Raw genomic sequence first — 22,695 nt, forward strand, 5'->3', positions numbered from 1 at the left:
CAAGTTCAGCATCAAGGACATAGCCTGGGATCGAACGATCCCTGTCGTTTAGAGAGGACCTATCCTAGTGCGTTACGCCTACGCCCTTACCTCTGCGCTGCTGCTCGGCGGCACCGCGGCAGCCTTCAGCTTCCAGCCCCCCGCCGGCGCGCAGACCGCGCAGAACGAGCCCGGCGCGATCGCCAGCACCGCGCCGCGCGCGGGCGCGCCGATGAGCTTCGCCGACCTGGTCGCGCGGCTCCAGCCGGCGGTGGTCAACATCTCCACCACCCAGCGCGTGACGGTGCAGCAGAGCAACCCGTTCGCCGGCACGCCGTTCGAGCAGTTCTTCGGCGGCCCGCGCGGGGGCGGCGCCAGCCCCCGCACCCAGGAAGCGCAGTCGCTGGGCTCGGGCTTCCTGATCTCGGCCGACGGCTATGTCGTCACCAACAACCACGTCGTCTCGGCCGGTACCGCCTCCGCGGTGGTCGAGTCGATCACGGTGACCTTGTCCGACCGTCGCGAGTTCAAGGCGCGGCTGGTCGGCCGCGACGCGGCATCGGACCTGGCCGTGCTCAAGATCGAGGGCGCGACCTTCCCGTTCGTGCGCTTCGGCGATTCGCGCCAGGCGCGCGTCGGCGACTGGGTAGTCGCGATCGGCAACCCGTTCGGCCTGAGCGGATCGGTGACCGCGGGTATCGTCTCCGCGATCAACCGCGTGACCGGCGGTGGCACCTATGACCGCTTCATCCAGACCGATGCCGCGATCAACCGCGGCAACTCGGGCGGCCCGATGTTCGACCTGCAGGGCAACGTCATCGGCATCAACTCGCAGATCCTGTCGCCGACCGGCGGCAACATCGGCATCGGCCTGGCGATCCCCGCCGAGCAGGCCAAGCCGATCGTCGACAAGCTGATGCGCGGCCAGGCGATCGAGCGCGGCTATCTGGGCGTCGGCATCCAGCCGATCGACGAGAACATCGGCGCGGCGCTGGGCCTGCCCAAGGACCGCGGCGAGCTGATCTCGCGCGTCGAGCCGGGCGAAGCGGCGGCCAAGGCCGGCATCCGCCAGGGCGACGTGGTGGTGGCCGTCAACGGCAAGGAAGTGACGCCGGAGCAGACGCTCAGCTACCTGGTCGCGAACACCGCGCCGGGCACCCGCATCCCGGTCGAGCTGCTGCGCGACGGCAAGCGCCAGACGGTGACCGTCACCGTCGGCAAGCGCCCGCCCGAGGAGCAGCTGGCGCAGTTCAACCCCGAAGACGACAGCGGCATGCCGCAGGAAGAGGCGCCCCAGGATACCGGCGCGGCATCGCTGGGCATCGGCGTGACCCCGCTCACCCCGTCGATCGCGCGCAGCATCGGCGTCGATCCGGCGGTGAAGGGCGTGGTGGTCACGGGCACCGACCCGTCGAGCGATGCGGCCGGCAAGGGCATCCGCCGCGGCGACGTGATCGTCTCGGTCAACCGGACCCCGGTCGCCAACGCCGCCGACGTCGCCCGCCAGGTGGCGCAGGCCAAGGCGGCCGGTCGCGACCAGGTGCTGCTGTTCGTGCAGCGCCGCGGCCAGGGCATCTACATGCCGGTGCGCATCGGCGGCTGAGCCGGTCCTTCGAATCGCATTGCGGCCCGTCGCTCGAAGGAGCGGCGGGCCGTTTGCGTTTGGGGGGAAATGGTCGAGGAGATCGTGCGCTCTCTGGTGTTCCCGCGCGGGCGGGAGCACCTTTGGTGCACCCGTATTCCTGCGGAGGCAGGAATCCAGGGCCAAGCAGACCAACGGCTTGCGGTGCTTGGAACCCTGGGCTCCTGCCTTCGCAGGAGCACTGTTCCGCTGAGGCGGGCTTAGAGACCCTCGCTGTCGCCCCCCAACTGGGCCCAGGCCTTCGCCGGGGTACGAAGAGGATAGGAAGAGAGAGGAGGCGGGGCCTCCCCCCGCTTACATCACCGAAAGCAGCGACTGGATCTCGACAAAGGCGAAGGCGACCGAGCTGTCGGCGACGCCATAGGGGATGAAGAGCTTGTCGCCGTGGCGCAGCGCGCCGCAGGAATAGACGACGTTGGGGACATAGCCCTCGCGGTCCTCGTTGGCGGCGGCGAGGATCGGCTCGCGGGTGCGTCCGATCACCTTGGACGGATCGTGCTTGTCGAGCAGCACCGCGCCGATCGCATATTTGCGCATCGCGCCGACGCCGTGGGTCAGCACCAGCCAACCCTCGTCCAGTTCGATGGGCGGGCCGCAATTGCCGATCTGCACCAGCTCCCACGGATATTCGGGCGTGAGCAGCAGCTGCCCCTCGTCCCAATGGGTGAGGGTGTCGGACTCGATCAGGAACAGGTTCTCGCCGTCCTGGCGCCCGATCATCATGTACTTGCCGTTCACCTTGCGCGGGAACAGGCCCATGCCCTTGTTGCGCGCGGCGCTGCCGGTCATCGGCACGAGGTCGAACGCGCGGAAGTCGCGGGTGCGCAGCAGCTCCGACTGGATTTGCGAGCCGTTATAGGCGGTGTAGGTGCCCAGCCACTCCTGCTGCCCGTCGTCATGGGTGAAGTGGACGAGGCGCATGTCCTCCAGCCCCTTGGACTGGGCCTGGGTGATCGGGAAGATCACCGTGCCGGACAGCGTCGAGTCGCGGTGGCGGTAGACGGTGACCGCACCGGAGGGCGCCGTTTCCTCGTCGCCGATCGCGTCGGTTGCGGTCGCGAACGGCGGTTCGGGCGCGAGGCGCATCTCGTTCTGGTCGGTGATGATGCCTTCGCGGAAGGCGACCGAGGAGATGTGGCCCTCGCCCACCGCGCGCATCGACATCAGGATGCGCAGGCTTCCCGGCTGCATGCCGGTCTGGTCGAAGTGCGGCACGGCGCTGGGGTTCATCAGCGCGGCGGCGGCGTAGCTGTATTCGTGGCAGAAATAGGCGCCGATCAGCTGGCGCTTCTCGTCGTCGATCTGGCTGCCGTCGAGCCCGAGCTGCGCCTCGATCTCGTCATAGCGCGTCATGAACACGCGCCGCGTCTGCCAGTGGCGGGCCTCGAAGTCCTTCAGCACCACCTCGAGCTGGTGGCGGGTCTCTTCCGGCGACATCGCCAGCACGGCGTTGACCATCCGCTCGGTGCGGCTGGGCGTGGTGCCGTTCGACTGCCAGGCGATATGGAAGGGTCGAACCACCACCCGCGAGGGATCGGCGTGCAGCCGCAGCGGGTGCGTGACCAGATTCAGCATGCGAAACCTCTGGGAAGCCTTCGAATTGCGCGCGTTCGCCCGTTCAGGCGACGGCGCGGCCCTCTGCCACGACCGGGGGGCGCAGTGAAAGACGGGAAATCGCACAGGAGGCGAGTTGCAGGGCGAGAATCGATTCCGCGCCCTGGTTCTGGTTCAGCCCGTGCGGCATCAGCCCGTCGAAGCAGCCGCCATCCGCGCCGGAGGCGAGCGGCAGATCGAGGTCGTTGACCCCGAGGTACCAGCGATAGGCCTTCATCGCCTCGGCCGCCCAGCGCTCGTCGCCGGTGACTTCGTGCGCTGCGATGCAGGCGTCGATGGTGGCCTGCGCCTCCAGCGGCTGCTGATCGAAGGGCAGCGGGTCCGCATAGGGGCGGTGGAAGCTCTCGGTACCGACTGCGCGGAAGCGCCCCTCGGGCGAGGTCTGGCGCGCGACGATCCAGTCGAGCGTCTCCAGCCCCACCTGGAGGAGGTCCGGACGCTCCAGCGTCTGGCCGGCGCGGATCATCGCTTCGGGCAGGCGGGCGTTGTCATAGGCCAGCACGATCTCGAACCACTGCCACTCGGGGCGGCGCGCCTCGTGCAGCAGCTCCACCAGTTCGCCGCCGAAGCGGGTGAGGATGTCGCGCGCGAGCGGGTGGCCCGGATAGACGTCGAGCATCGCGGCGGCGCCGAGCATGGCAAAGGCGCGCGCCCGCGGGCTGCCGAGTTCCAGTGCGATGCCGGCGGTGGCGTCGAACAGCGCGATCGCCCAGTCGCGATGCTTGCGCGCCCGCGCCTCGCGCGCGGTGACGCCCAGCGCCCAGATCGCGCGGCCGTTCGAATCCTCCGAGCCCTCGTCCTCGCACCAGCTGCGGTCGAAGTTCATGAAGTTGCGGAAGCGCCGCGTGTCCGGATTCCAGGCGTGCTGGAGGAAGGCTGCGTAGACGCTGGTCCACTTGTCGCGCGTCGTCTCGTCGAGCTCGTCGATGCGGTGCATCAGGATCAGCGCGCGGGCATTGTCGTCGATGCAATAGCCGTGGCGCCGATCGGGAATCGAGAAGATCGAATGCTGGAGCATGCCGGTGGCATCGCTCATCCGCTCGACCGCGGCGATGGTGGGCTTGAGCGGGGCGAGCTCGTTGGTGCGCGGGATGCGGTGGGGGAGGGCCGCGACCGCATCGGCGACCTCCGCCATCGCGCGCTCCGCCAGGCGCGGCCACAGCATGGAGCGGCCATGCGCATAGGCGCGCCCGGCGAGCGAATGGCGAGCGGTGGCGTCGCCGAGCAGGCGGTTGATCTCGCGCGCAAAGGCGCCGCTGTCCCCGAACGGCACCAGCACGCCGTGGTCGTCGGCGAGAATCTCGCTGGCGTGCACATAGGGCGTGGAGATCACGACCTTGCCCATGCCCACGGCATAGGAAAGCGTGCCCGAGGTGATCTGCGCGGGATTGCTGTAGGGGGTGACGTAGAGGTCGGCCGCCTGGAGATAGTCGAGCAGTTCCTCATGCTCGACGAATGCGTCGACGAAGACGACGTTGTCGGCGACGCCGCGGTCGCCGGCGAGCGCCTTCAGCCGGTCGCGATAGGCCTCTCCCTCATGCTCGACGAGGTGCGGGTGGGTGGCGCCGAGCACCACGTAGAGCGCGCGCGGGTGCGCGCCGACCACCGCCGGCAGGGCCTCGATCATCGTCTCGATGCCCTTGTTGGGCGCGAGCAGGCCGAAGGTCAGGATCACGTCGCGATCGGCCCAGCCGAAGCGGCCCTTCATGGCGGCGGGCTCGACATAGGCACGATTGGGCACGCCGTGGGGGATCATCACGAGCTTGCGCGGATCGACGCCGTGGACGCGGGTCAGGATCTCGCGACCCTTGTCGGCCATGACGATCACGCGCGCGGCACGGCGGAGCAGGGCATCCATCACCCGACGCTCGTCCGCGCTCGGCTTCTCCAGGATGGTGTGGAGGGTGACGATGACGGGAACGGTGACCCGGTCGAGCAGCGCCAGCAGATAGTCGCCGGCCGCACCGCCGTAGATGCCATATTCGTGCTGGACCCACAGCGCCTTGGCGCCGCTCTCCGCGATCCGGCGCGCAGCCTCGCTATAGGCGGCGCGGTCGTTCTGCGGGATGCTGTGCGTGACCGCCGGCGGATAGGCGTGCAGCCCCGGCCGGTCGTCCATCGCATAGACGTCGACCTTGAGGTCCGGGAAGCGCTGCTTGAGCGCGTTGTAGGTGTCGGTGGTGAAGGTCGCCAGCCCGCACTTGCGCGGCAGGAAGTTGCCGATCAGGGCGATGTGATCCATGCCACCCGGTGCGGCGATACTCGGCGCCATCCACGTTCCTCACGCTGGAATGGCCGGCGAAACACTCGCCGGCTACAACAGGCAAATGCGTGAGGGGGAAGTTAGTTTCACGAATGGTGCGGCGCAATATCGGAAAACTGACGCAGCAGGCCAGATCGCGCTTCTTTCCTGCTGCGCCGCGTCAGGAACGTCAGCCCCGCCCGCGATAGCCGGGGACGTCCTGCGACGGGATCCAGACGCCTGCCGGCGGCTCGCCCGACTGCCAGAACACGTCGATCGGAATGCCGCCGCGCGGGTACCAATAGCCGCCGATGCGCAGCCACAAGGGCTTCATCTCGGCGAACAGCCGCTCGCCGATGCCGACCGTGCAATCCTCGTGAAAGGCCGCGTGGTTGCGGAACGAGCCGAGGAACAGCTTCAGCGACTTGGATTCGACGATGGTGGCGTCGGGCACATAGTCGAGGACCAGATGCGCGAAATCGGGCTGGCCCGTGACCGGGCACAGCGAGGTGAATTCGGGCACGGTGAAGCGCACGCAATAGCGCGAGCCCTCCCGCGGATTGGGGACATAATCGAGTTCGGCCTGTTCCGGCGATGCGGGAAGCCCGCTGCTCTGGCCCAGATGCTTTGGTGTCATGCGCGCGCATGTAGGATGCCGACCCCGGAAAGGGAACGGGCGATCCGCGGTTCCGATGCCTCGACGGGGCCCGCGACGATGCGTAGAGCACGAGGGGACGCAGCGAAGGAGACGGCATGGACGCGCTGGTGACGACAGACGAACTGGCGACGCAGCTGGGGAGCCCCGGGCTTCACCTGCTGGATGCGACCTGGTTCGGGACGCTCGGCGCCGAGGGGCGCGACGCGGCGGCGGAGTTCGCCGCCGGGCATATTCCGGGTGCGGCCTTTCTCGACCTCGGCCATCTCTCCCAGGCGGCGGCCGAAGGTGCGACCGCCGGCGTCGCCCGGTTGCTGGGTGCGCTGGGGATCGACGACGGCGCGACGATCGTCCTTTATGACGACTCCCCCTATCATAGCGCGGCGCGCGCCTGGTGGCTGCTCAAGCGCTATGGCGTGGCGGCGAGCCTGCTCGACGGCGGGATTCAGAAGTGGCGTGCGGAAGGCCGCCCGCTCCAGACCGGCCATGGCGCGGCCCATACGGTGACGCGCCACCTGCACTTCGATCCCAGCCGGATGCGGACCAAGGCGGACGTGCGCGCGAACCTGGACAGCGGGGCCGAGCAGCTGCTCGACGCGCGTTCGGCTGCGCGCTTCACCGGTGCCGAGCTCGACCCGCGCGGGCTGCCGACCGGGCACATCCCGGGTTCCTTCAACCTGCCCTATGGCAAGCTGTTCGCCCCCGACGGCACGTGGAAGCGGGGCGAGGCGCTGCGCGCGGCATTCGAGGATTCGGGCGTCGATCTCAACCGGCCGATCGTCACCACCTGCGGCTCGGGCGTGACGGCGGCGGTGCTGGCGTTCGGGCTCCACCTGCTCGGCCGCGACGCCGCGCTCTACGACGGCAGCTGGACCGACTGGGCATCGGACCCGACCACGCCCAAGGCGACGGTGACGCTGTGAGCGGAGCGGGCGAGGGCCGAGGCGGGGACAAGGGCGCCGGTACGCGCGTCGTCGGCGCGGGGCGCCGGCCGGAATGGACCCAGCGCATCGTCAACCCGCCGGTGTGGCGGGCGTCGACCATCCTCTACGATACGGTCGAGGAACTGCGCGCGACTGCCGGCCGGGATACCCACCACAAGCTGTTCTACGGCAGGCGCGGCACGCCGACCCAATGGTCGCTCGCCGATGCGCTGACCCAGCTGGAGCCGGGTGCCGAGGCGACGTTGCTCTATCCCTCGGGCGTGGCGGCGATCTCGACCGCGCTGCTGGCGGTGCTGTCGCCGGGCGACGAGCTGCTGCTGGTCGACAGCGCCTATGACCCGACCCGCCACCTGGCCGACGGGCTGCTCAAGCGCTTCGGCATCACCACGCGCTATTACGACCCCATGGTGGGCGCGGGCATCGCCGAGCTGATCGGGCCGACGACGCGCGCGATCTTCATGGAAAGCCCCGGGAGCCTGACCTTCGAGGTGCAGGACGTGCCGGCGATCGTCGCCGCCGCCAAGGCGCGCGGCGTCACGACGCTGCTCGACAACACCTGGGCGACGCCGCTGTTGTTCCCGGCGATCGAACTGGGCGTCGACTATACGATCATGGCCTGCACCAAATATGTCGTCGGCCATTCGGACGCGATGCTGGGATCGGTGACGGCGGCGCCCGGCAAGTTCGCGGCGCTGCGTCACGCCAGCTACCAGCTGGGCCAGCATGTCTCGCCCGACGATGCCTATCTGGGCTCGCGGGGGCTTCGCACCATGGCGGTGCGGCTCGACCGGCATGGCGAGAGTGCGCTGGCCATCGCGCGCTGGCTGGGCGCGCAGCCGGGGGTCGCCCGCGTGCTGCACCCGGCCCTGCCGGGAACGCCGGGGCACGATATTTTCGCGCGCGACTTCCGCGGGTCTTCCGGCCTGTTCTCGTTCGTGCTCGACGGCGGGGACGAGGCGGCGCGGGCGGCGCTGATCGACGGGCTGGAGCTGTTCGCGATCGGCTATAGCTGGGGCGGGTTCGAGAGCCTGGCGGTGCCGATCGATCCCGAGCGCTATCGCAGCGCCACCCCCTGGCAGGCGGAGGGGCCGATGGTGCGGCTGCAGATCGGGCTGGAGGACGTGGACGACCTGATCGCCGACCTCGACGCCGGGCTCGCCCGCTTCCGGGCGGCGCGGGGGTGACGGCGTGGTGAGCCGGCTCGCCGAATTCGGCATCACCATCCCCGGCACGCCGGCGCTGATCGAGGCGCTTTTCGCGGCGGCGCTGGTGTTGCTGGCGCTGACGCTCGGATGGGTCGCGGGCCGGCGGCTCGGGCCGGGGATTGCCGGCTTCTGGCGCAAGCACTTCGACGGGCAGGGCGAGGGGATCGCCCCCCGCCTGTGCCAGATCGCGCGCCATGCGGTTGCCGCGGCGCTGCTGGCGATCGTGGCGGGCAGCTATGGCTGGCACCCGCTGTCGGCGTTCGGCATCGGCCTGGTGCTCGGCTGGACCACCGCGCGGCTCGCGGTCGACGTCTTGCGCGGGCTGCACCTGCCGCGCTGGGCCGCCTGGACGATCGGCGCGGTGCTCTTCGTGGGCGTGCTGAGCAATGCGCTCGGCGGATTCGACAATGTCACCGGTGCGCTGGAGCGGGTCGGCTTCGACGTCGGGCGGCGGCGTCTGTCGCTGCTGTCGCTGGTGTCGGTCGCGGTGGTGGCGGTCGGCCTCTATGCGCTGGTGCGGCTCGCCAACCGGCTGGTCAGCCATTCGATCGGACGCGCCAAGAGCCTGGACGCGACGCAGAAGCTGCTGGCGCAGAAGCTGGCGGCGATCGGCGCGGTAGTGGTCGCCTTCTTCTTCGGCATCGACCTGCTGGGGATCGACCTCACCACCTTTGCGGTGTTTTCGGGCGGGCTCGGCCTAGCGATCGGCTTTGGTCTCCAGAAGACCGTGGGCAACCTGATCGCGGGCATCATCCTGCTGATGGACCGGTCGATCAAGCCGGGCGACGTGATCGTGGTGGGGGAGAGCTTCGGCTGGGTGAACAAGATCGGCGTGCGCGCCGTCTCCGTCATCACCCGCGACGGCAAGGAGCACCTGATCCCCAACGAGAACCTGATGACGCAGGAGGTGGAGAACTGGTCCTTCACCGACCGTAACGTGCGCGTGCGCATCCAGGTGAAGGTGGGCTATGAAAGCGACCTGAAGCTCGCCCAGGCGCTGATGCTGCGCGCGGCGAGCGAAAGTCCGCGGGTGTTGAAGAGCCCCAAGCCCAATGTGTGGCTCACCAGCTATGGCGACTATGCCGCCGAGCACGACATCCTGGTGTGGATTAGCGATCCCGAAAGCGGCGTCGGCAACGTGCGTTCGGACGTGCTCAACCGGCTGTGGCTGCTGTTCAAGGAGCACGGCATCGTCATCCCGGTGCCCAGGCGCGAGATGATCCTGCGCGATCCTGCGGGCGCTGCCGCCTTTGCCGTGCAGGGGGCTGCCGATCCGGATACGGCCGCCCCACAGCCTCCCTCCGGTCCCGACGCCTGAGCGTGGCAAATACGGCCCGGCCGGTGCTTGGATGGAGCCGGGCGCGTGCCTAGATTGCGGGGGTGAGCACCCCCATCACCGCGCGCATCGCCGAGGGCGTGCTGTCCATCCCCGCCGCCGACTGGGACGCCTGTGCCGGCCCGGGCAATCCGTTCCTGAGCTACGGCTTCCTGGCCGCGCTGGAGCGGTCCGGCTCGGTCGGCGGGCGGAGCGGCTGGCAGCCGCTGCCGGTGGTGGTGGACGGGGCCGACGGGCGCCCGGCGGCGATCGCCCCCGCCTATGCCAAGGCGCACAGCCAGGGCGAATATGTGTTCGACCATGCCTGGGCCGACGCCTGGGAGCGCGCGGGCGGCGACTATTACCCCAAGCTGCAGGTGGCGGTGCCCTTCACGCCGGTGCCGGGACCACGGCTGCTGCTGCGCGATCCTGCCCAGGGGCCGGCGCTGATCGCCGCGCTCGAGACGCTCACCCGCCAGAACGGGCTGTCCTCTGCGCATGCGACCTTCGTCGATCCCGAGGAACTGCCGCGCTGGCAGGCGGCGGGCTGGCTGATGCGGGCGGGGACGCAGTTCCACTGGGAGAACCAGGGCTATGCCGGCTTCGACGACTTCCTGGGGGCGCTGGCCAGCCGCAAGCGCAAGGCGATCCGCAAGGAGCGCGCGGCCGCGGTCGAGGGGCTGACGATCCGCCACCTGGCCGGTGCCGAGATCACCGAGGCGCATTGGGACGCGTTCTGGGCATTCTACCAGGACACCGGCAGCCGGAAATGGGGACAGCCGTATCTGACGCGGTCGTTCTTCCCGCTGCTGTCGGAGGCGCTGGGCGACCGGGTCCTGCTGATCCTGGCCTATCGCGGCGACCGGCCGATCGCCGGGGCGCTCAACCTGGTGGGGGCGGATGCGCTCTACGGGCGCTACTGGGGCGCGGTGGAGGAGGTGCCGTTCCTGCACTTCGAGCTATGCTATTACCAGGCGATCGAGGCGGCGATCGCGCGCGGGCTCCAGCGCGTCGAGGCGGGCGCGCAGGGCGAGCACAAGCTGGCGCGCGGCTATGCGCCGGTCACGACCTGGTCGGCGCATTATCTGCCGGACCCGAACTTCCGCCGCGCCGTCGCCGAGTATCTCGAGCGCGAGCGCGAGGCGGTGGTGCATGAGCAGGAGTATCTGGGCGAGCTGACGCCATTCCGGCGGGGGTAGGGCGGCTGAGGCGCCGGTCGGCCTCGCGCGCCCTTATTGCCGCTATCTCAACCGGGCCACGGCCCTCGCCGGGGTACAGTCGCCTCGTGGCGTCAGGACTCGCGGGTGGGGCGGTCGATGCGGCGGCCGGCCGGGCCGTAGAGGTCGGTCGGCATCAGCGTCGCGGCGCGCTGGCGATGATCGATGCGGAACACCGCGCTGGTGCCGTTGCGCCAGAGCGGAATCAGGCCCTGTTCCAGCCGCCGGTCATATTTGGGCGGGCGGATCATCCAGACATAGTCGAACTTGTCGCGCGGGAAGCGGTGGAGGGCACCGGCGACCGGGCGCCACCATTCGCGCGGGCACTGGACGTCCGTCACGATCTGCGACGGATCGTGCGAGAAGCCGCGTGCCGGATAGCGGGTGGTGAGCAGCTGCGCGCCGACCATCGACCATTGATCGTTGGCATAGGCGAGGCGGCGTTCGAGGGCGATGCCGGGCAGGTGCTGCAGCCGGGTCATCGTCCACTCGTTGTGGCACGTCTCCCCGATGAAGGTGATGAGGCGGGCGCCGACCGGCACGTGCGGGAGCCCGGCGAGCTCCCGGTCATAGTCGCGGTCGTAGAGCCAGTAGCTGGCCGTCGTCGCGCCGATGCGGCCGACGAAGATGGCGAGGCCGATCGCCGCGACGGTCGCGGCATGGCGGATCGACATGCCGGGCTTGGGCCGGAGCGCGATCAGCGCGATGCCGAACAAATAGGGCACCAGCCGCATGTCGGCATAGGCGGAGCCGAACACGATGCGCGGCAGCAGGAGGTAGACCGCGAGCAGGAACAGCGCCGACAGGCCCAGGTTGCGCGAATACTGGATGTTGGGATCGCGCACGCCCTTGAACAGCACCAGGTAGAGCACCGCGAGCGAGGCGATGTCGTAGAGCTGCCAGCGGTCGCGCAGCACCATGGTGACCCACTGCATCTTGAGCCGCCAGTTGAACCAGTCGGCGGTCTGGCCGCTGACATGGCCCGAGCGCCACAGCAGCATGAGGAGCGCAGGGGGCGCGAGTACCAGGCAGTGCAGCCCGGCGTGGAAGAGGGCGGCGAACCAGTTGCGGCGGCGGTCGTGCTCGCGGATCAGCTCGGCCGAGGCGGCAAGCACGCCCAGCGTCCCCCAGCCGAAGGTGTGGGTGAGCCAGATCAGCGCCGCCAGCGGCACAAAGATCACCCCGCGCAGCTTGAGCTTACCCAGCCGTCCCAGCCGCAGCCACAGCGCAAAGGCGTTGAGGGCCAGCGCCATCGATAGTGCGAAGTTCACGAAACCGAAGTGGAAAGGGTAGCTGTAGACCAGGGGCAGCGCGAACAGCGCCGTCGCCGGGATGCGGCCGTGCACCTCGCGCGCGATCCACAACAGGCCGACCGCGGTCAGCACGGGGATCGCCATCACGATCAGCTTGACCGCGAGTTCCAGGCCCAGGAGCGGCTGGAGCGGCACGATCAGCAGATCGACCCCCAGATTGCCCATCAGGCTCCAGTGGAAGTTGTACCAGTCGGTGAGCCAGGGCGCAGCGCCGGTGCCGATGGTCTGCTGCACGCGGTAGCGGCCCATGTGGCCGGGCAGGTCGACGAGCGGGGGGATCTCCGGCCACATCAGCGGCACGGCGGCCAGCACCGCCATCGCGAACACGAACCATCGCGTCTGCCACCAGTGTGGCGTTGCCCCATTCCCCTGCATGGGCCCGCTTTTACCCGGCATCTGCCCGGCGGCAAGCGAATGCGCGTCGGCGTGCCGCCCGGCGCGCGGCGAGGAGGGGGGCAGAAGCTGCGACATGGGGAGGAAAGGAGCGGGGCCGGCGCGGCTGCACCGGCCCCACGAAGCCTTTAGCGGTCGCGGCGGCCGAGCAGGCGCAGGCGCAGCGCGTTCAGCTTGATGAAGCCGGCGGCGTCGCGCTGGTCATAGGCGCCTTGGTCGTCCTCGAAGGTGACGACCTTTTCCGAATAGAGCGAATAGGGCGACTTGCGGCCGATGACGTGGACGCCGCCCTTGTAGAGCTTCAGCCGGACGGTGCCGGTGACCTTGGTCTGGCTGTGGTCGATCGCGGCCTGGAGCATCTCGCGCTCCGGCGAGAACCAGAAGCCGTTGTAGAGCAGCTCCGCATAACGCGGCATCAGCTCGTCCTTGAGGTGGGCGGCGCCGCGGTCGAGCGTGACCTGCTCGATCGCGCGGTGCGCGGCGTGCAGGATGGTACCGCCCGGGGTCTCGTACATGCCGCGGCTCTTCATGCCGACGAAGCGGTTCTCGACCAGGTCGAGGCGGCCGATGCCGTGGGTGCGGCCGAGGTCGTTGAGCTTGGCGAGCAGGGTCGCGGGCGAAAGCCCCTCGCCGTTGATCGCCACTGCGTCGCCGCCTTCGAAATCGACGGTGATGATCTCGGGCTGGTCGGGCGCGTCCTCAGGGTTGACGGTGCGCGAGAAGACATAGTCCGGCACCTCTTCCCACGGATCCTCGAGCACCTTGCCCTCGGACGAGGTGTGGAGGAGGTTCGCGTCGGTGGAGAAGGGGCTCTCGCCGCGCTTGTCCTTGGGGACCGGGATCTGGTTCTTTTCGGCGAAGTCGATCAGCGCGGTGCGGCTGGTGAGGTCCCATTCGCGCCAAGGCGCGATCACCTTGATGTCGGGCTGGAGCGCGTAATAGCCGAGCTCGAAGCGGACCTGGTCGTTGCCCTTGCCGGTCGCGCCGTGGCTGACAGCGTCGGCGCCGACCATCTTGGCGATCTCGATCTGGCGCTTGGCGATCAGCGGGCGCGCGATGGAGGTGCCGAGCAGGTACAGCCCCTCGTAGAGCGCGTTGGCGCGCATCATCGGGAAGACATAGTCCTTCACGAACTCTTCGCGCAGGTCGTCGATGAAGATGTGCTCGGGCTTCACGCCCATCAGCTCGGCCTTCTTGCGGGCGGGCTCGAGCTCCTCGCCCTGGCCGAGGTCGGCGGTGAAGGTCACCACCTCGCACTGATATTCGGTCTGCAGCCATTTCAGGATCACGCTCGTGTCGAGGCCGCCCGAATAGGCGAGCACCACGCGATTGATCTTGTCGGCCATCAGCTCATTCTCCGAAATGCCCTCACCGGGGCCCGCGTGCCGGTGGCAGGGCGGGCCGGCGCTTCTCACGCGGGCAGGTTGCGCGCGCGCTCTATGCCTCGCGCGGCGCTTCCGCAAGCGGCTGGCCGACGGATTGCACCAGCCGCGGGAGCGCGAGGCCGAGGCCGGCGGCGCGATAGAGGTAGCTGGCGAGCAGCGCGACCCACATGCCGACCGCGCCCAACGGCCTCAGCAGCAGATCGGTCGCGAGGTAGAGCAGGGTGGCGGCGACGGCGGCGTCGCGCAGGCTCTTGCCGGCGGTGGCGCCGATGAACACGCCGTCGAGCAGCCAGGCGGGGGCGCCGACCAAGGGCACCAGCGCGGCGAAGGGCAGGAGCGCGATCGCGTGGGCGCGGACCTCGGCATTGTCGGTGACGGCGGCGATCAGCGGCACGCCGGCGACGTGGATCAGGAGCGCGAAGGCGGCGCCGGCGGCGAGCGTGAACTCGCCCGTCAAGCGGGTGGCGCGCAGAAGCTCCGCACGCGCGCCGCGGCCGATCGCCTCGCCGATCCGCGACTCGGCGGTGAAGGCGAAGCCGTCGAGCACGAAGGCGGAGACGGAGACGAACTGCATCAGCACGTGGTTGGCCGCGAGCGGGACTGCCCCCAGCCGCGCGCCCGCATTGGCGAACCAGCCGAACAGCACCAGCAGGGCGACGGTGCGGACCATGATGTCGGCGTTGACCGCGAACAGCCGGCGCAGCTTGTCGCGATCGAACAGCCGCGCGCCGAGGCCAGTGAGGGCGCCGGGGCCGAGGATGCGCAGCGCGAGGAAGATGCCGAGCAGCAGCGCGCTCCACTCGGCGCAGGCGGTGCCGAGGCCGACGCCCCGTGCGCCGAGGCCGATCCCCCAGACGAACCAGATGTCCAGCACGGCATTGACGAGGTTCATCGCGATCTGGAGCAGCAGCGCCGCGCGCGTGCGGCCGAGCCCGAGCAGCCAGCCGTTGAGCGCGAAGACGCCGAGGCTGGCGGGCGCCCCCACGAAGCGGCCGCTGACATAGCCGCTCGCCGCCGCATCGAGCGCGCCGCCGCCTGCCAAGAGCGCGAAGGCGAGCGGGACCAGCAGCAGCTGGAGCGCGAACAGCGCGACGCCGAGCCCGAAGCCGAGCGCCAGGCCGCGCAGCAGCATCGCGCGGACCTCCTCGGTATCGCCCGCCCCCTGGGCCTGGGCGGTCATGCCGGTCATGCCCATGCGCAGGAAGCCGAAACTCCAGAACAGGAAGTTGATGACGGTGGTGCCGAGCGCGACGCCTGCCAAGGCGGCGGCGTCGCCGGTGCGGCCAATGACGACCGTGTCGACCATGCCGACCAGCGGCACGGTGGTCTGGCCGAGCATGATCGGCCACGCCTGTTGGAAGATCGAGGTACGGGTGAGCGGGGTGGGCGTGGTCATGGGGCTGCCCCTGCTATGGTCGAGCGGCCGGGTGCAAGCGGTGTGAGGCACAGGCCGATGTTCTGCTCCTCCCCGTTTGTCTCGAGTAGGGATCGAGCTTGTCGAGAGCCCGTATCGAGAGAGGTGCGGCAACCGCTTTCTCGATACGCCGTCTCGACAAGCTCGACGGCTACTCGAAACAAACGGGAAGGCTTGGGGGGGGGGGGCTTCGATACGGGGCTTCGACGGGCTCAGCCCCTACTCAGCACGAACGGATGTGGGGGTTGGCATCATCGTCTGCATCAGGCCTCCACCACCTCGTGCAGGCGCCGCTCCTCCTCCAGCATATAGTCGCGGGTGAGTGGCAGCGCGTCGCGGGAGCGGGCGAACTGGAGCTGGTAGTTGACCATGCCGCCATAGTCGAAGCTGACCTGCGACCCGGCGAGATAGAAGGTCCACATGCGGAAGAAGCGCTCGTCGTAGAGGTCGACGATCGCCTGCTTGGCCGCAACCGCGCGGTCGTACCAATGGGCGAGGGTGAAGCCATAGTGGCGGCGCAGCACCTCCACGTCGGTGAGGAACATCTTGTTCCCCTCGTGCGCGCGGACGATCTCCGACAGCGCCGGGATGTAGCCGCCGGGGAAGATGTACTTGGCGGTGAAATGGTCGGTGACGCCGGGCCCGCCGGCGCGGCCGATGGTGTGGAGGAGCATCACGCCGTCGGGGGTGAGCAGCTCGCGGCACTTGGCGAAGAAGGTGCGGTATTGCGGCGGGCCGACATGCTCGAACATGCCGACCGAGACGATGCGGTCGAACTGGCCCTGGACCGCGCGATAGTCGATCAGCTCGAAGCGGACCTTGTCGGCGACGCCCGCTTCCTCCGCGCGGCGGCGGGCGACCTTGAGCTGTTCCTCCGACAAAGTGACGCCCAGCACCTCGGCACCGGTCTTGCGGTGGAGGTAGAGCGCCATGCCGCCCCAGCCGCAGCCGATGTCGAGCACGCGCATGCCCGGGCGCAGCGCGAGCTTGGCGGCGATGTGCGCCTTTTTGTCGACCTGCGCCTGTTCGAGGCTGACCGCGGGATCGGTGAAATAGGCGCAGCTGTACTGGCGGTCGACGTCGAGGAAGAGGTCGTAGAGCCGGTCCGACAGGTCGTAGTGATGGGCGACGTTGCGCTTCGACTGGCGGGCCTGGTTGTAGCGATCGAGCCGGTGGAGCACGGCGTTGGCGACGAGGCGCATGCCGCGCGCCTTGAGCTTGCTTTCCCCCGCCTCCCAGAGGTTGTTCTTCTTGAACAGGACCAACAGGTCGCGGATGTCGCCCTGCTCGATCACTAGGCGCCCGTCCATGAAGGCTTCCGCCGCCCCGAGGCTCGGGTCCCGCACGATCGAGGTGAGGACCTTGCGATCGGTGAAGCGGATCGTGACGTCGGGGAAGCCGGGGTCCGGCGTGCCGAAGCGGCCGGTACTCCCGTTGGCATGGTGGACGGTCAGCTGGCCCTTTTGAACGGCCCGCGCGAAGAACATGTCGATCAGTGCCATGGCGGCGAGGCTAATCGTTTCGGGGGCGGAAAGCTACCGCTCGGTTCGATTATACCTCCCGCTCAGTCGGCGAACAGCAGCACGGGCGTTTCCAAGAGCTTCTTGAGTGCCTGGACGAAGCTCGCCGCATCCCAGCCGTCCACCACGCGGTGGTCGCACGAGATCGACACGTTCATGAGCTTGGCGCGCCGGATCATGTCCCCGCCGCGCCCGTCGTCGACGAACACGGGGCGCTCGACGATGCGGTTGGGACCGACGATCGCGACTTCCGGCCGGTTGATGACAGGAGTGGTGGCGACGCCGCCCAGGGGCCCCAATGAGGTGACGGTGATGGTGCCACCCGACAGCTCCTCCGAGCGCGCCTTGCCGGTGCGGGCGGCCTCGGCCAGGCGGGTGATCTCGGCCGCGAGCTGCCAGACGTTCTTGTCCTGCGCGTCACGGAGGACGGGTACCATCAGGCCGGCATCGGTCTGCGTTGCCATGCCCATGTGCACGCGCCCGTGGCGGGTGACTACCCCGGCCTCGTCGTCATAGCGGGCGTTGAGCATCGGGAAGTCGGGAAGCGTGCGGCAGAGCGCGGCGATGAACAGCGGCAGCAGGGTGAGCTTGGGCCGGTCGCCGCGGTTGGCGTTGAGGTCGGCGCGCATGGCTTCGAGCGCGGTGACCTCCACCTCCTCCACATAGGTGAAGTGGGGGATGTGGCGCTTGGACGCGGCCATGTTGTCGGCGATGCGGCGGCGCATGCCGATGACCTTCACCGGCTGGTCGTCGCGGGCGCGGCTGGCGTTGGGCGCGTGATAGCCCTGGGCCTGGCCGTAGCGGAGGTGCGCGTCGAGGTCCGAGTGGCGGACGCGGTCGGATTCGGTGCGAACCTGGGACAGGTCGATGCCGAGGTCGCGGGCGCGGGCGCGGACTGCGGGGGAGGCGAGGATGGGATGCTTGTGCCCTTGCCCCTCTTCGTACCCCGGCGAAGGCCGGGGCCCAGCATCGTTGGTCTTAGTGGCGGGTGCTGCGCTTTCCTCGCGGGCGTCTCCCAACTGGGCCCCGGCCTCCGCCGGGGTACTGTCGGGGAGCGTGGACGCGGCGCCGTCCGCCTCGGGCGGAGTGAGACAGGCGGGGGTGGCGTCCGTCGCGACTTCCACGCCGGGGTTTTCCGCGACGACGGTGTCGCTTTCGGTCTCCGCCTCGGTTTCGATCACCACCAGCGTCGAGCCGATCGGGATCGAGTCGCCGGGTTCGCCAGCGAGTTCGATCACGATGCCGGCGACGGGGCTCTCCATCTCGACCGTCGCCTTGTCGGTCATCATGTCGGCGATGCGGCCGTCTTCCTCGACGCGATCGCCGATGGCCACGTGCCAGGCGACGATCTCCGCCTCGGAAATGCCTTCGCCGATGTCGGGCAGGCGGAAGCTGAAGCGTGCCATCAGGTCCTCATCACTTTCTTGAGCGCTTCGCCGATGCGAACGGGGCCGGGGAAATAGGCCCATTCCAGGCTGTGCGGGTACGGCGTGTCGAAGCCGGTGACGCGTTCGATCGGCGCCTCCAGGTGGTAGAAACAGCGCTCCTGCACCAGCGCCGACAGCTCGGCGCCGAAGCCGGAGGTGCGGGTCGCCTCGTGCACGATCATGCAGCGGCCAGTCTTCTTCACCGACGCCTCGATCGCCTCGATATCGAGGGGGACGAGGGTGCGCAGGTCCAGGATCTCGGCGTCGACGCCGGCTTCCTCGACCACGGCCTGGCAGACATGGACCATGGTGCCATAAGCGAGGATGGTGAGCGCCTCGCCCGGGCGGACCACCGCCGCCTTGCCGAGCGGGACGCGGTAGTAGCCGGTGGGAACGGTGGCGGCGGAATGCCCCGCCCAGCTTTTCGCCGGGCGGTCCCAATGGCCGTCGAACGGGCCGTTGTAGATGCGCTTGGGCTCGAAGAAGAGGACCGGATCGTTGTCCTCGATCGCGGCGATCAGCAGGCCCTTGGCGTCATAGGGCGTCGACGGGATCACCGTCTTGATGCCGGAGACATGGGTGAAGATGCCTTCCGGGCTCTGGCTGTGGGTCTGGCCGCCGAAGATGCCGCCGCCGAACGGGGAGCGCACTGTCATCGGCGCGATGAACTCCCCGGCCGAGCGGTAGCGCAGGCGGGCCGCTTCCGACACGAGCTGGTCGAGCGCGGGATAGATGTAATCGGCGAACTGGATCTCCGGCACGGGGCGCAGGCCGTAGGCGCCCATGCCGATCGCGACGCCGACGATGCCGGTCTCGGTGATCGGCGTGTCGAAGACGCGAGTCTTGCCGTATTTCTTCTGGAGACCGGCGGTCGCGCGGAACACGCCGCCGAAATAGCCGACGTCCTCGCCCATCACGATCACGTCCGGATCGCGTGCCATCATGACGTCGAGCGCGGAGTTGATCGCCTGGATCATGTTCATGGGCGCGGTTTCGCCCGGAGCGGCGGTGTCCGCCATCGCTGCTTCCTCGCTCACTTGCGCGCCCACGGCCGGCCGGAGGCGGCCTCTTCGGCGAGCATCTGCGCCTGCTGCTCGCGCAGGTGCCAGGGCATCTCCTCGAACACGCCGTCGAACAGGCTGTCGAGCGGCTGGTGCAGGCCGTGGCCGAGCACGCCGTTCTTCTCGGCCTCCTTCTGCGCGGCGCGGACTTCCTCGGCGACCTCGCGGTCCATCGCGGCGTGGCGTTCGTCATCCCATTCGCCGATCGCGACGAGGTGCGCCTTCAGGCGGGCGATCGGATCGCCGAGCGGCCAGGCGGTCGCTTCCTCGGCGGAGCGGTACTGCGAGGGATCGTCGGAGGTGGAGTGCCCCTCGGCGCGATAGGTGAAATGCTCGATCAGCGTCGGCCCCTGGTTGGTGCGGGCGCGCTCGGCCGCCCATTTGGTGGCGGCGTAAACCGCGAGCGCGTCGTTACCATCGACGCGCAGGCCGGCGATGCCATAGCCGATCGCGCGCGCGGCAAAGGTCGTCGCCTCGGCGCCCGCGAACCCTGAGAAGCTGGAGATCGCCCACTGGTTGTTGACGACGTTGAAGATGACGGGCGCGCGATAGACGGCGGCAAAGGTGCAGGCGGAGTGGAAGTCGCCCTCCGCGGTCGATCCTTCCCCGCACCAGGCGGCGGCGATGCGGGTGTCGCCCTTGGCCGCCGATGCCATCGCCCAGCCCACAGCCTGCGGATATTGGGTGGTGAGGTTGCCCGAGATCGAGAAGAAGCCGGTGTCGCGTGCCGAATACATGATCGGCAGCTGCTTGCCGTGGAGCTTGTCGCCGCTGTTCGAGTAGATCTGGTTCATCATCTCGACCAGCGGATAGTCGCGGGTGATGAGGATCCCCTGCTGGCGATAGCTGGGGAAGCACATGTCCTCATAGTCGAGCGCCAGCGTCGCGGCGACGGCGACCGCCTCCTCGCCGGTGCACTTCATGTAGAAGCTGGTCTTACCTTGGCGCTGGGCGCGGAACATGCGCTCGTCGAAGGCGCGGGTGCGGGCCATCGAGCGCAGCATGCGGCGCAGCACCTCTGGCGCGAGGCGCGGGTTCCAGGCGCCGACAGCCTGGTTGTCCTCGTCCAGCACGCGCACCAGCGTGTAGGCGAGCTCGTGGAACTCGGCCGCAGGCGCGCTGGTGTCGGGGCGGCGGGCCGCGTCGGCGGGGGGGATGGCGACCTCCGCGAAATCGACGGGATCGCCGGGGCGGAAGCGGGGCTCCGGCACGTGCAGCGCCAGGGGCGGCAGATTGGGTCGCAGCGACTCTTCGCTCACTCGTCTCTCCTAGGCCTGCCGTCCGGAGCCGGAACCCCGCGCAGACTCGTTTCAAGCGAGTGTTATAAAATTTCAAAGCCCGGCGGAAGCCAGGATCGTCGCTGCGGTGCAGCGTCGCGGCGATCGGGTGGTTTCCGGCGGCAGGTGCACCCGCTTCGCTCGCGCTGGCGGCCATGGCGGCCTATGGAGCGGCATGGCCATGCTCTCCACCCCCCTCCCGACGCGCGGCTTCGGCCTGGCGCTGATCCTGCTCGCCACTGCCTGCAACGGCGGGGGTACGGCCGCACCCGACAATGCGGCGACGGAGCCTGTTCCCGAAGCGATGGCGACGGTCGCGCCGGTACCGACAGCCACCGCGCCCGTCGCTTCGCCCGAGCCGACCGCGACGGCCCTGCCGCAGAAGCTGCCGGCACTCGACATCACCGAGGCGGACGTCGAGGCGCAGCTTTCGCCCGCGTTGGAGGCGTGCCTGAACTCCGGCGATGCGGCCAAGGGCGTGTCGGTGGCGATGGGGGCGTGCGTGCGGGACGAACTGGCGGTGCAGGACGCGCGGCTGAACGCGGCCTACAAGTCGGCGATGGCCAAGCGTGGGCCGGCGGAGCAGGCGAAGCTGCGGGTCGAAGAGCGGGCCTGGATCAAGCGCCGTGACGCGGAGTGCGAAGAGCAGCGGACCGGCGGGACGATCGACATGGTCGAGGTGCCGATGTGCCTGCTGCACGAGACGGTGCGGCGGCGGATCACGCTGCAGCCGATGGCGGGCTGATCGCGGTGCGCGCGCTGTCGAACCTGCTGTTCGTGCTCGCCGCCGGGATCGCGGCCCTGGCGTTCCTGGTCTCGAGCTTCGCGCGTTCGATGGCGTGCGGCTATGCACCCAATTCCACCGGGTGCCGGGCGGCCTGGCCCTGGGAGATGAACGGCGACGACCGATGGTGGCTGTTCGAACTGCCGTTGTTGCTGGTGCTGGGGCTGGTGGCCGGCGCGGTCCTCTTGCGGCGCAAGTCGCGCTGACGCCTCAGCTTGCGGGGAAGGCGGCGCGCAGGGCGTCATACTGCCTGCGGCTGATCGGCAACATCGATCCGTGGCGGGTGCCGGCGGGCATTTCGTAGCGGTTCCATTCGGGAACGCCGCTGTTGCCGGACACCTGGTACCACGGCCCCTGCAGCGTCGGCGCCATCGAGAGGCCGTAGCTGGTGCCGGCATATTGTTCGTAGAAGAGCAGCCAGTCCTTGTCGTCGGGCGAACGGATCAGCGTCGGCGCCTCGCGGAAATTGGGGCTGAGCGGCGCGCCGGGGAGCGGATAGGGGCCGAGCAGGCTCGCGGCGCAGCTGATGCGGATCGTCTTGCCGGTGGTCCATTCATAGGACGGGTAGCGTTCGTCCTTGAGGACCGCGCAGTATCCGCCGCGGGGATCGGGCTGGAGGATGGTGTCGATGGTCGCCATGTCCCAGCTGAACAGGCGCCGGGGCCTGGCGGCGAAGGTCTTGAGGTCCGGGGACTGGACGTAGAGCGTGCGCTGGCTGGCCCAATAGCGTTCCGGATCCTCACGGTTGCCGTCCTCATTTGGGGTGTGCCAGGTCAGCAGGAACTGGCGCGACGGCTTGTCGAACAGGAGCTTGGGCGCGCCGATGCGCTGCATGGCGTGCGGGTGGCCGGGGATGTTCTTCAGGTCGGGGCGGTAGGTGCCGAACGGCTTCCAGCGGACGAGGTCGTCGGAGACCCAGAAGCGGATCAGGGGGTCCTCGTCGCTGTTGTTGCCGACCAGATAGTAGCGCCCGTCGGGGCCCTGGGCGATCGAGGCGTGGCCGTGATAGTCGGCAGAGACGGGCTTGCCGCCGTTGAGGCGGGTCCAGTGGAAACCGTCGAGGCTGACCGAGTAATAGAGGACGCCGTAGCGTTCCTTGGTCATGTGGGCGAAGAGATATGCCTTCGCCGGATCGACGTATGGCGTCACGGGGCCGCCGGGCGCCACCTGCGCGGTTGCGGGCATGGCTGCCGCAAGGACAACTAGCGCCGCGACGACACCGCGCTTCCAGAGGACTCGCATGGCTCTCTCCCGATGATCTTTTGATCATACAAATAGGAGAGGGCCGGCTTTGTCCAGCGTCGCCCG

General features: G+C 69.1%; 18 protein-coding genes. 7 read left to right on the forward strand and 11 right to left on the reverse strand.

The genetic code is table 11. The features are described 5' to 3' along the window. Nucleotides 1-67 precede the first annotated feature (67 nt). Complete coding sequence (locus EDF69_RS04275) at nucleotides 68-1,582, forward strand: Do family serine endopeptidase (protein ID WP_132882328.1); 1,515 nt, start codon at nucleotides 68-70, stop codon at nucleotides 1,580-1,582. A gap of 333 nt (nucleotides 1,583-1,915) precedes the next feature. Here the strand turns inward: EDF69_RS04275 and EDF69_RS04280 are convergent, their stop codons facing one another. The 3 genes from EDF69_RS04280 to queF all read right to left on the reverse strand — a co-directional run bounded on the left by EDF69_RS04280 (nucleotide 1,916) and on the right by queF (nucleotide 6,114). Continuing rightward, on the reverse strand, nucleotides 1,916-3,196 hold the full coding sequence (locus EDF69_RS04280) for a glycoside hydrolase family 130 protein (RefSeq protein WP_132882329.1): 1,281 nt from the start codon (nucleotides 3,194-3,196) through the stop codon (nucleotides 1,916-1,918). Nucleotides 3,197-3,239: 43 nt separating this feature from the next. Then, the gene (locus EDF69_RS04285) at nucleotides 3,240-5,507 is read right to left on the reverse strand and encodes a glycosyltransferase family 4 protein (RefSeq protein WP_132882330.1); all 2,268 of its coding nucleotides are present in this window, start codon (nucleotides 5,505-5,507) and stop codon (nucleotides 3,240-3,242) included. 160 nt (nucleotides 5,508-5,667) lie between these two features. After that, a complete protein-coding gene (gene queF, locus EDF69_RS04290; protein ID WP_125961835.1) occupies nucleotides 5,668-6,114 on the reverse strand; it encodes a preQ(1) synthase in 447 nt (148 codons plus the stop codon). Between the two features lie 116 nt (nucleotides 6,115-6,230). Here queF and EDF69_RS04295 point away from each other — a divergent pair, with 116 nt between their 5' ends. The 4 genes from EDF69_RS04295 to EDF69_RS04310 all read left to right on the forward strand — a co-directional run bounded on the left by EDF69_RS04295 (nucleotide 6,231) and on the right by EDF69_RS04310 (nucleotide 10,795). Continuing rightward, entirely contained in the window at nucleotides 6,231-7,055 is an 825-nt protein-coding gene (locus tag EDF69_RS04295) for a sulfurtransferase (protein ID WP_132882331.1), read from the forward strand. Continuing rightward, nucleotides 7,052-8,260, forward strand: coding sequence for a cystathionine beta-lyase (gene metC, locus EDF69_RS04300; RefSeq protein ID WP_132882332.1), 1,209 nt, complete (start codon nucleotides 7,052-7,054; stop codon nucleotides 8,258-8,260). Before EDF69_RS04295 ends, metC begins: the two co-directional genes overlap by 4 nt. A 4-nt stretch (nucleotides 8,261-8,264) precedes the next feature. Beyond that, nucleotides 8,265-9,599, forward strand: a complete 1,335-nt coding sequence (locus EDF69_RS04305; RefSeq protein ID WP_425336585.1) for a mechanosensitive ion channel family protein — start codon at nucleotides 8,265-8,267, stop codon at nucleotides 9,597-9,599. Nucleotides 9,600-9,661: 62 nt separating this feature from the next. Beyond that, nucleotides 9,662-10,795 carry a GNAT family N-acetyltransferase gene (locus EDF69_RS04310; protein ID WP_132882333.1) on the forward strand — a complete coding sequence of 378 codons (1,134 nt, stop codon included), beginning with the start codon at nucleotides 9,662-9,664 and terminating at the stop codon, nucleotides 10,793-10,795. Nucleotides 10,796-10,887: 92 nt separating this feature from the next. On the opposite strand, the gene EDF69_RS04315 is transcribed toward EDF69_RS04310, so the two are convergent. The 7 genes from EDF69_RS04315 to EDF69_RS04345 form a co-directional block, all read right to left on the reverse strand. Further along, on the reverse strand, nucleotides 10,888-12,501 hold the full coding sequence (locus EDF69_RS04315) for a hypothetical protein (RefSeq protein WP_239555663.1): 1,614 nt from the start codon (nucleotides 12,499-12,501) through the stop codon (nucleotides 10,888-10,890). 146 nt (nucleotides 12,502-12,647) lie between these two features. Continuing rightward, a complete protein-coding gene (locus EDF69_RS04320) occupies nucleotides 12,648-13,865 on the reverse strand; it encodes an argininosuccinate synthase (protein ID WP_132882334.1) in 1,218 nt (405 codons plus the stop codon). A gap of 91 nt (nucleotides 13,866-13,956) precedes the next feature. After that, entirely contained in the window at nucleotides 13,957-15,300 is a 1,344-nt protein-coding gene (locus EDF69_RS04325; RefSeq protein ID WP_239555290.1) for an MATE family efflux transporter, read from the reverse strand. Nucleotides 15,301-15,581: 281 nt separating this feature from the next. Further along, the gene (locus tag EDF69_RS04330; protein WP_132882335.1) at nucleotides 15,582-16,820 is read right to left on the reverse strand and encodes a class I SAM-dependent methyltransferase; all 1,239 of its coding nucleotides are present in this window, start codon (nucleotides 16,818-16,820) and stop codon (nucleotides 15,582-15,584) included. A 62-nt stretch (nucleotides 16,821-16,882) separates the two neighbouring features. Next, nucleotides 16,883-18,244: a dihydrolipoamide acetyltransferase family protein gene (locus EDF69_RS04335; protein WP_132882336.1), complete on the reverse strand. Its 1,362-nt coding sequence runs from the start codon at nucleotides 18,242-18,244 to the stop codon at nucleotides 16,883-16,885. Then, nucleotides 18,244-19,248: an alpha-ketoacid dehydrogenase subunit beta gene (locus EDF69_RS04340; RefSeq protein WP_132882481.1), complete on the reverse strand. Its 1,005-nt coding sequence runs from the start codon at nucleotides 19,246-19,248 to the stop codon at nucleotides 18,244-18,246. The genes EDF69_RS04335 and EDF69_RS04340 overlap by 1 nt, the downstream gene beginning before the upstream one ends. A gap of 50 nt (nucleotides 19,249-19,298) precedes the next feature. After that, a complete protein-coding gene (locus EDF69_RS04345) occupies nucleotides 19,299-20,585 on the reverse strand; it encodes a thiamine pyrophosphate-dependent enzyme (protein ID WP_132882337.1) in 1,287 nt (428 codons plus the stop codon). 193 nt (nucleotides 20,586-20,778) lie between these two features. On the opposite strand from EDF69_RS04345, the gene EDF69_RS04350 reads away from it, so the two are divergent. Together EDF69_RS04350 and EDF69_RS04355 are read left to right on the forward strand one after the other, a co-directional pair. Then, a complete protein-coding gene (locus EDF69_RS04350; protein ID WP_132882338.1) occupies nucleotides 20,779-21,348 on the forward strand; it encodes a lysozyme inhibitor LprI family protein in 570 nt (189 codons plus the stop codon). Then, a complete protein-coding gene (locus EDF69_RS04355; RefSeq protein ID WP_132882339.1) occupies nucleotides 21,291-21,593 on the forward strand; it encodes a hypothetical protein in 303 nt (100 codons plus the stop codon). The genes EDF69_RS04350 and EDF69_RS04355 overlap by 58 nt, the downstream gene beginning before the upstream one ends. A gap of 4 nt (nucleotides 21,594-21,597) precedes the next feature. On the opposite strand, the gene EDF69_RS04360 is transcribed toward EDF69_RS04355, so the two are convergent. After that, complete coding sequence (locus EDF69_RS04360; protein ID WP_132882340.1) at nucleotides 21,598-22,572, reverse strand: glycosyl hydrolase family 43; 975 nt, start codon at nucleotides 22,570-22,572, stop codon at nucleotides 21,598-21,600. Nucleotides 22,573-22,695: the final 123 nt, after the last annotated feature.

It is taken from the genome of Sphingomonas sp. JUb134 (genome assembly GCF_004341505.2).
In the GTDB taxonomy this organism is placed as follows: domain Bacteria; phylum Pseudomonadota; class Alphaproteobacteria; order Sphingomonadales; family Sphingomonadaceae; genus Sphingomonas.

Coding starts and splice junctions, on each gene's coding strand:
- EDF69_RS04280 (WP_132882329.1), bottom strand. CDS start 3,196: ATGCTGAATCTGGTCACGCACCCGCTGCGGCTGCACGCCGATCCCTCG.
- EDF69_RS04285 (WP_132882330.1), bottom strand. CDS start 5,507: ATGGCGCCGAGTATCGCCGCACCGGGTGGCATGGATCACATCGCCCTG.
- queF (WP_125961835.1), bottom strand. CDS start 6,114: ATGACACCAAAGCATCTGGGCCAGAGCAGCGGGCTTCCCGCATCGCCG.
- EDF69_RS04295 (WP_132882331.1), top strand. CDS start 6,231: ATGGACGCGCTGGTGACGACAGACGAACTGGCGACGCAGCTGGGGAGC.
- EDF69_RS04315 (WP_239555663.1), bottom strand. CDS start 12,501: ATGCAGGGGAATGGGGCAACGCCACACTGGTGGCAGACGCGATGGTTC.
- EDF69_RS04320 (WP_132882334.1), bottom strand. CDS start 13,865: ATGGCCGACAAGATCAATCGCGTGGTGCTCGCCTATTCGGGCGGCCTC.
- EDF69_RS04325 (WP_239555290.1), bottom strand. CDS start 15,300: ATGACCACGCCCACCCCGCTCACCCGTACCTCGATCTTCCAACAGGCG.
- EDF69_RS04330 (WP_132882335.1), bottom strand. CDS start 16,820: ATGGCACTGATCGACATGTTCTTCGCGCGGGCCGTTCAAAAGGGCCAG.
- EDF69_RS04335 (WP_132882336.1), bottom strand. CDS start 18,244: ATGGCACGCTTCAGCTTCCGCCTGCCCGACATCGGCGAAGGCATTTCC.
- EDF69_RS04340 (WP_132882481.1), bottom strand. CDS start 19,248: ATGAACATGATCCAGGCGATCAACTCCGCGCTCGACGTCATGATGGCA.
- EDF69_RS04350 (WP_132882338.1), top strand. CDS start 20,779: ATGGCCATGCTCTCCACCCCCCTCCCGACGCGCGGCTTCGGCCTGGCG.
- EDF69_RS04360 (WP_132882340.1), bottom strand. CDS start 22,572: ATGCCCGCAACCGCGCAGGTGGCGCCCGGCGGCCCCGTGACGCCATAC.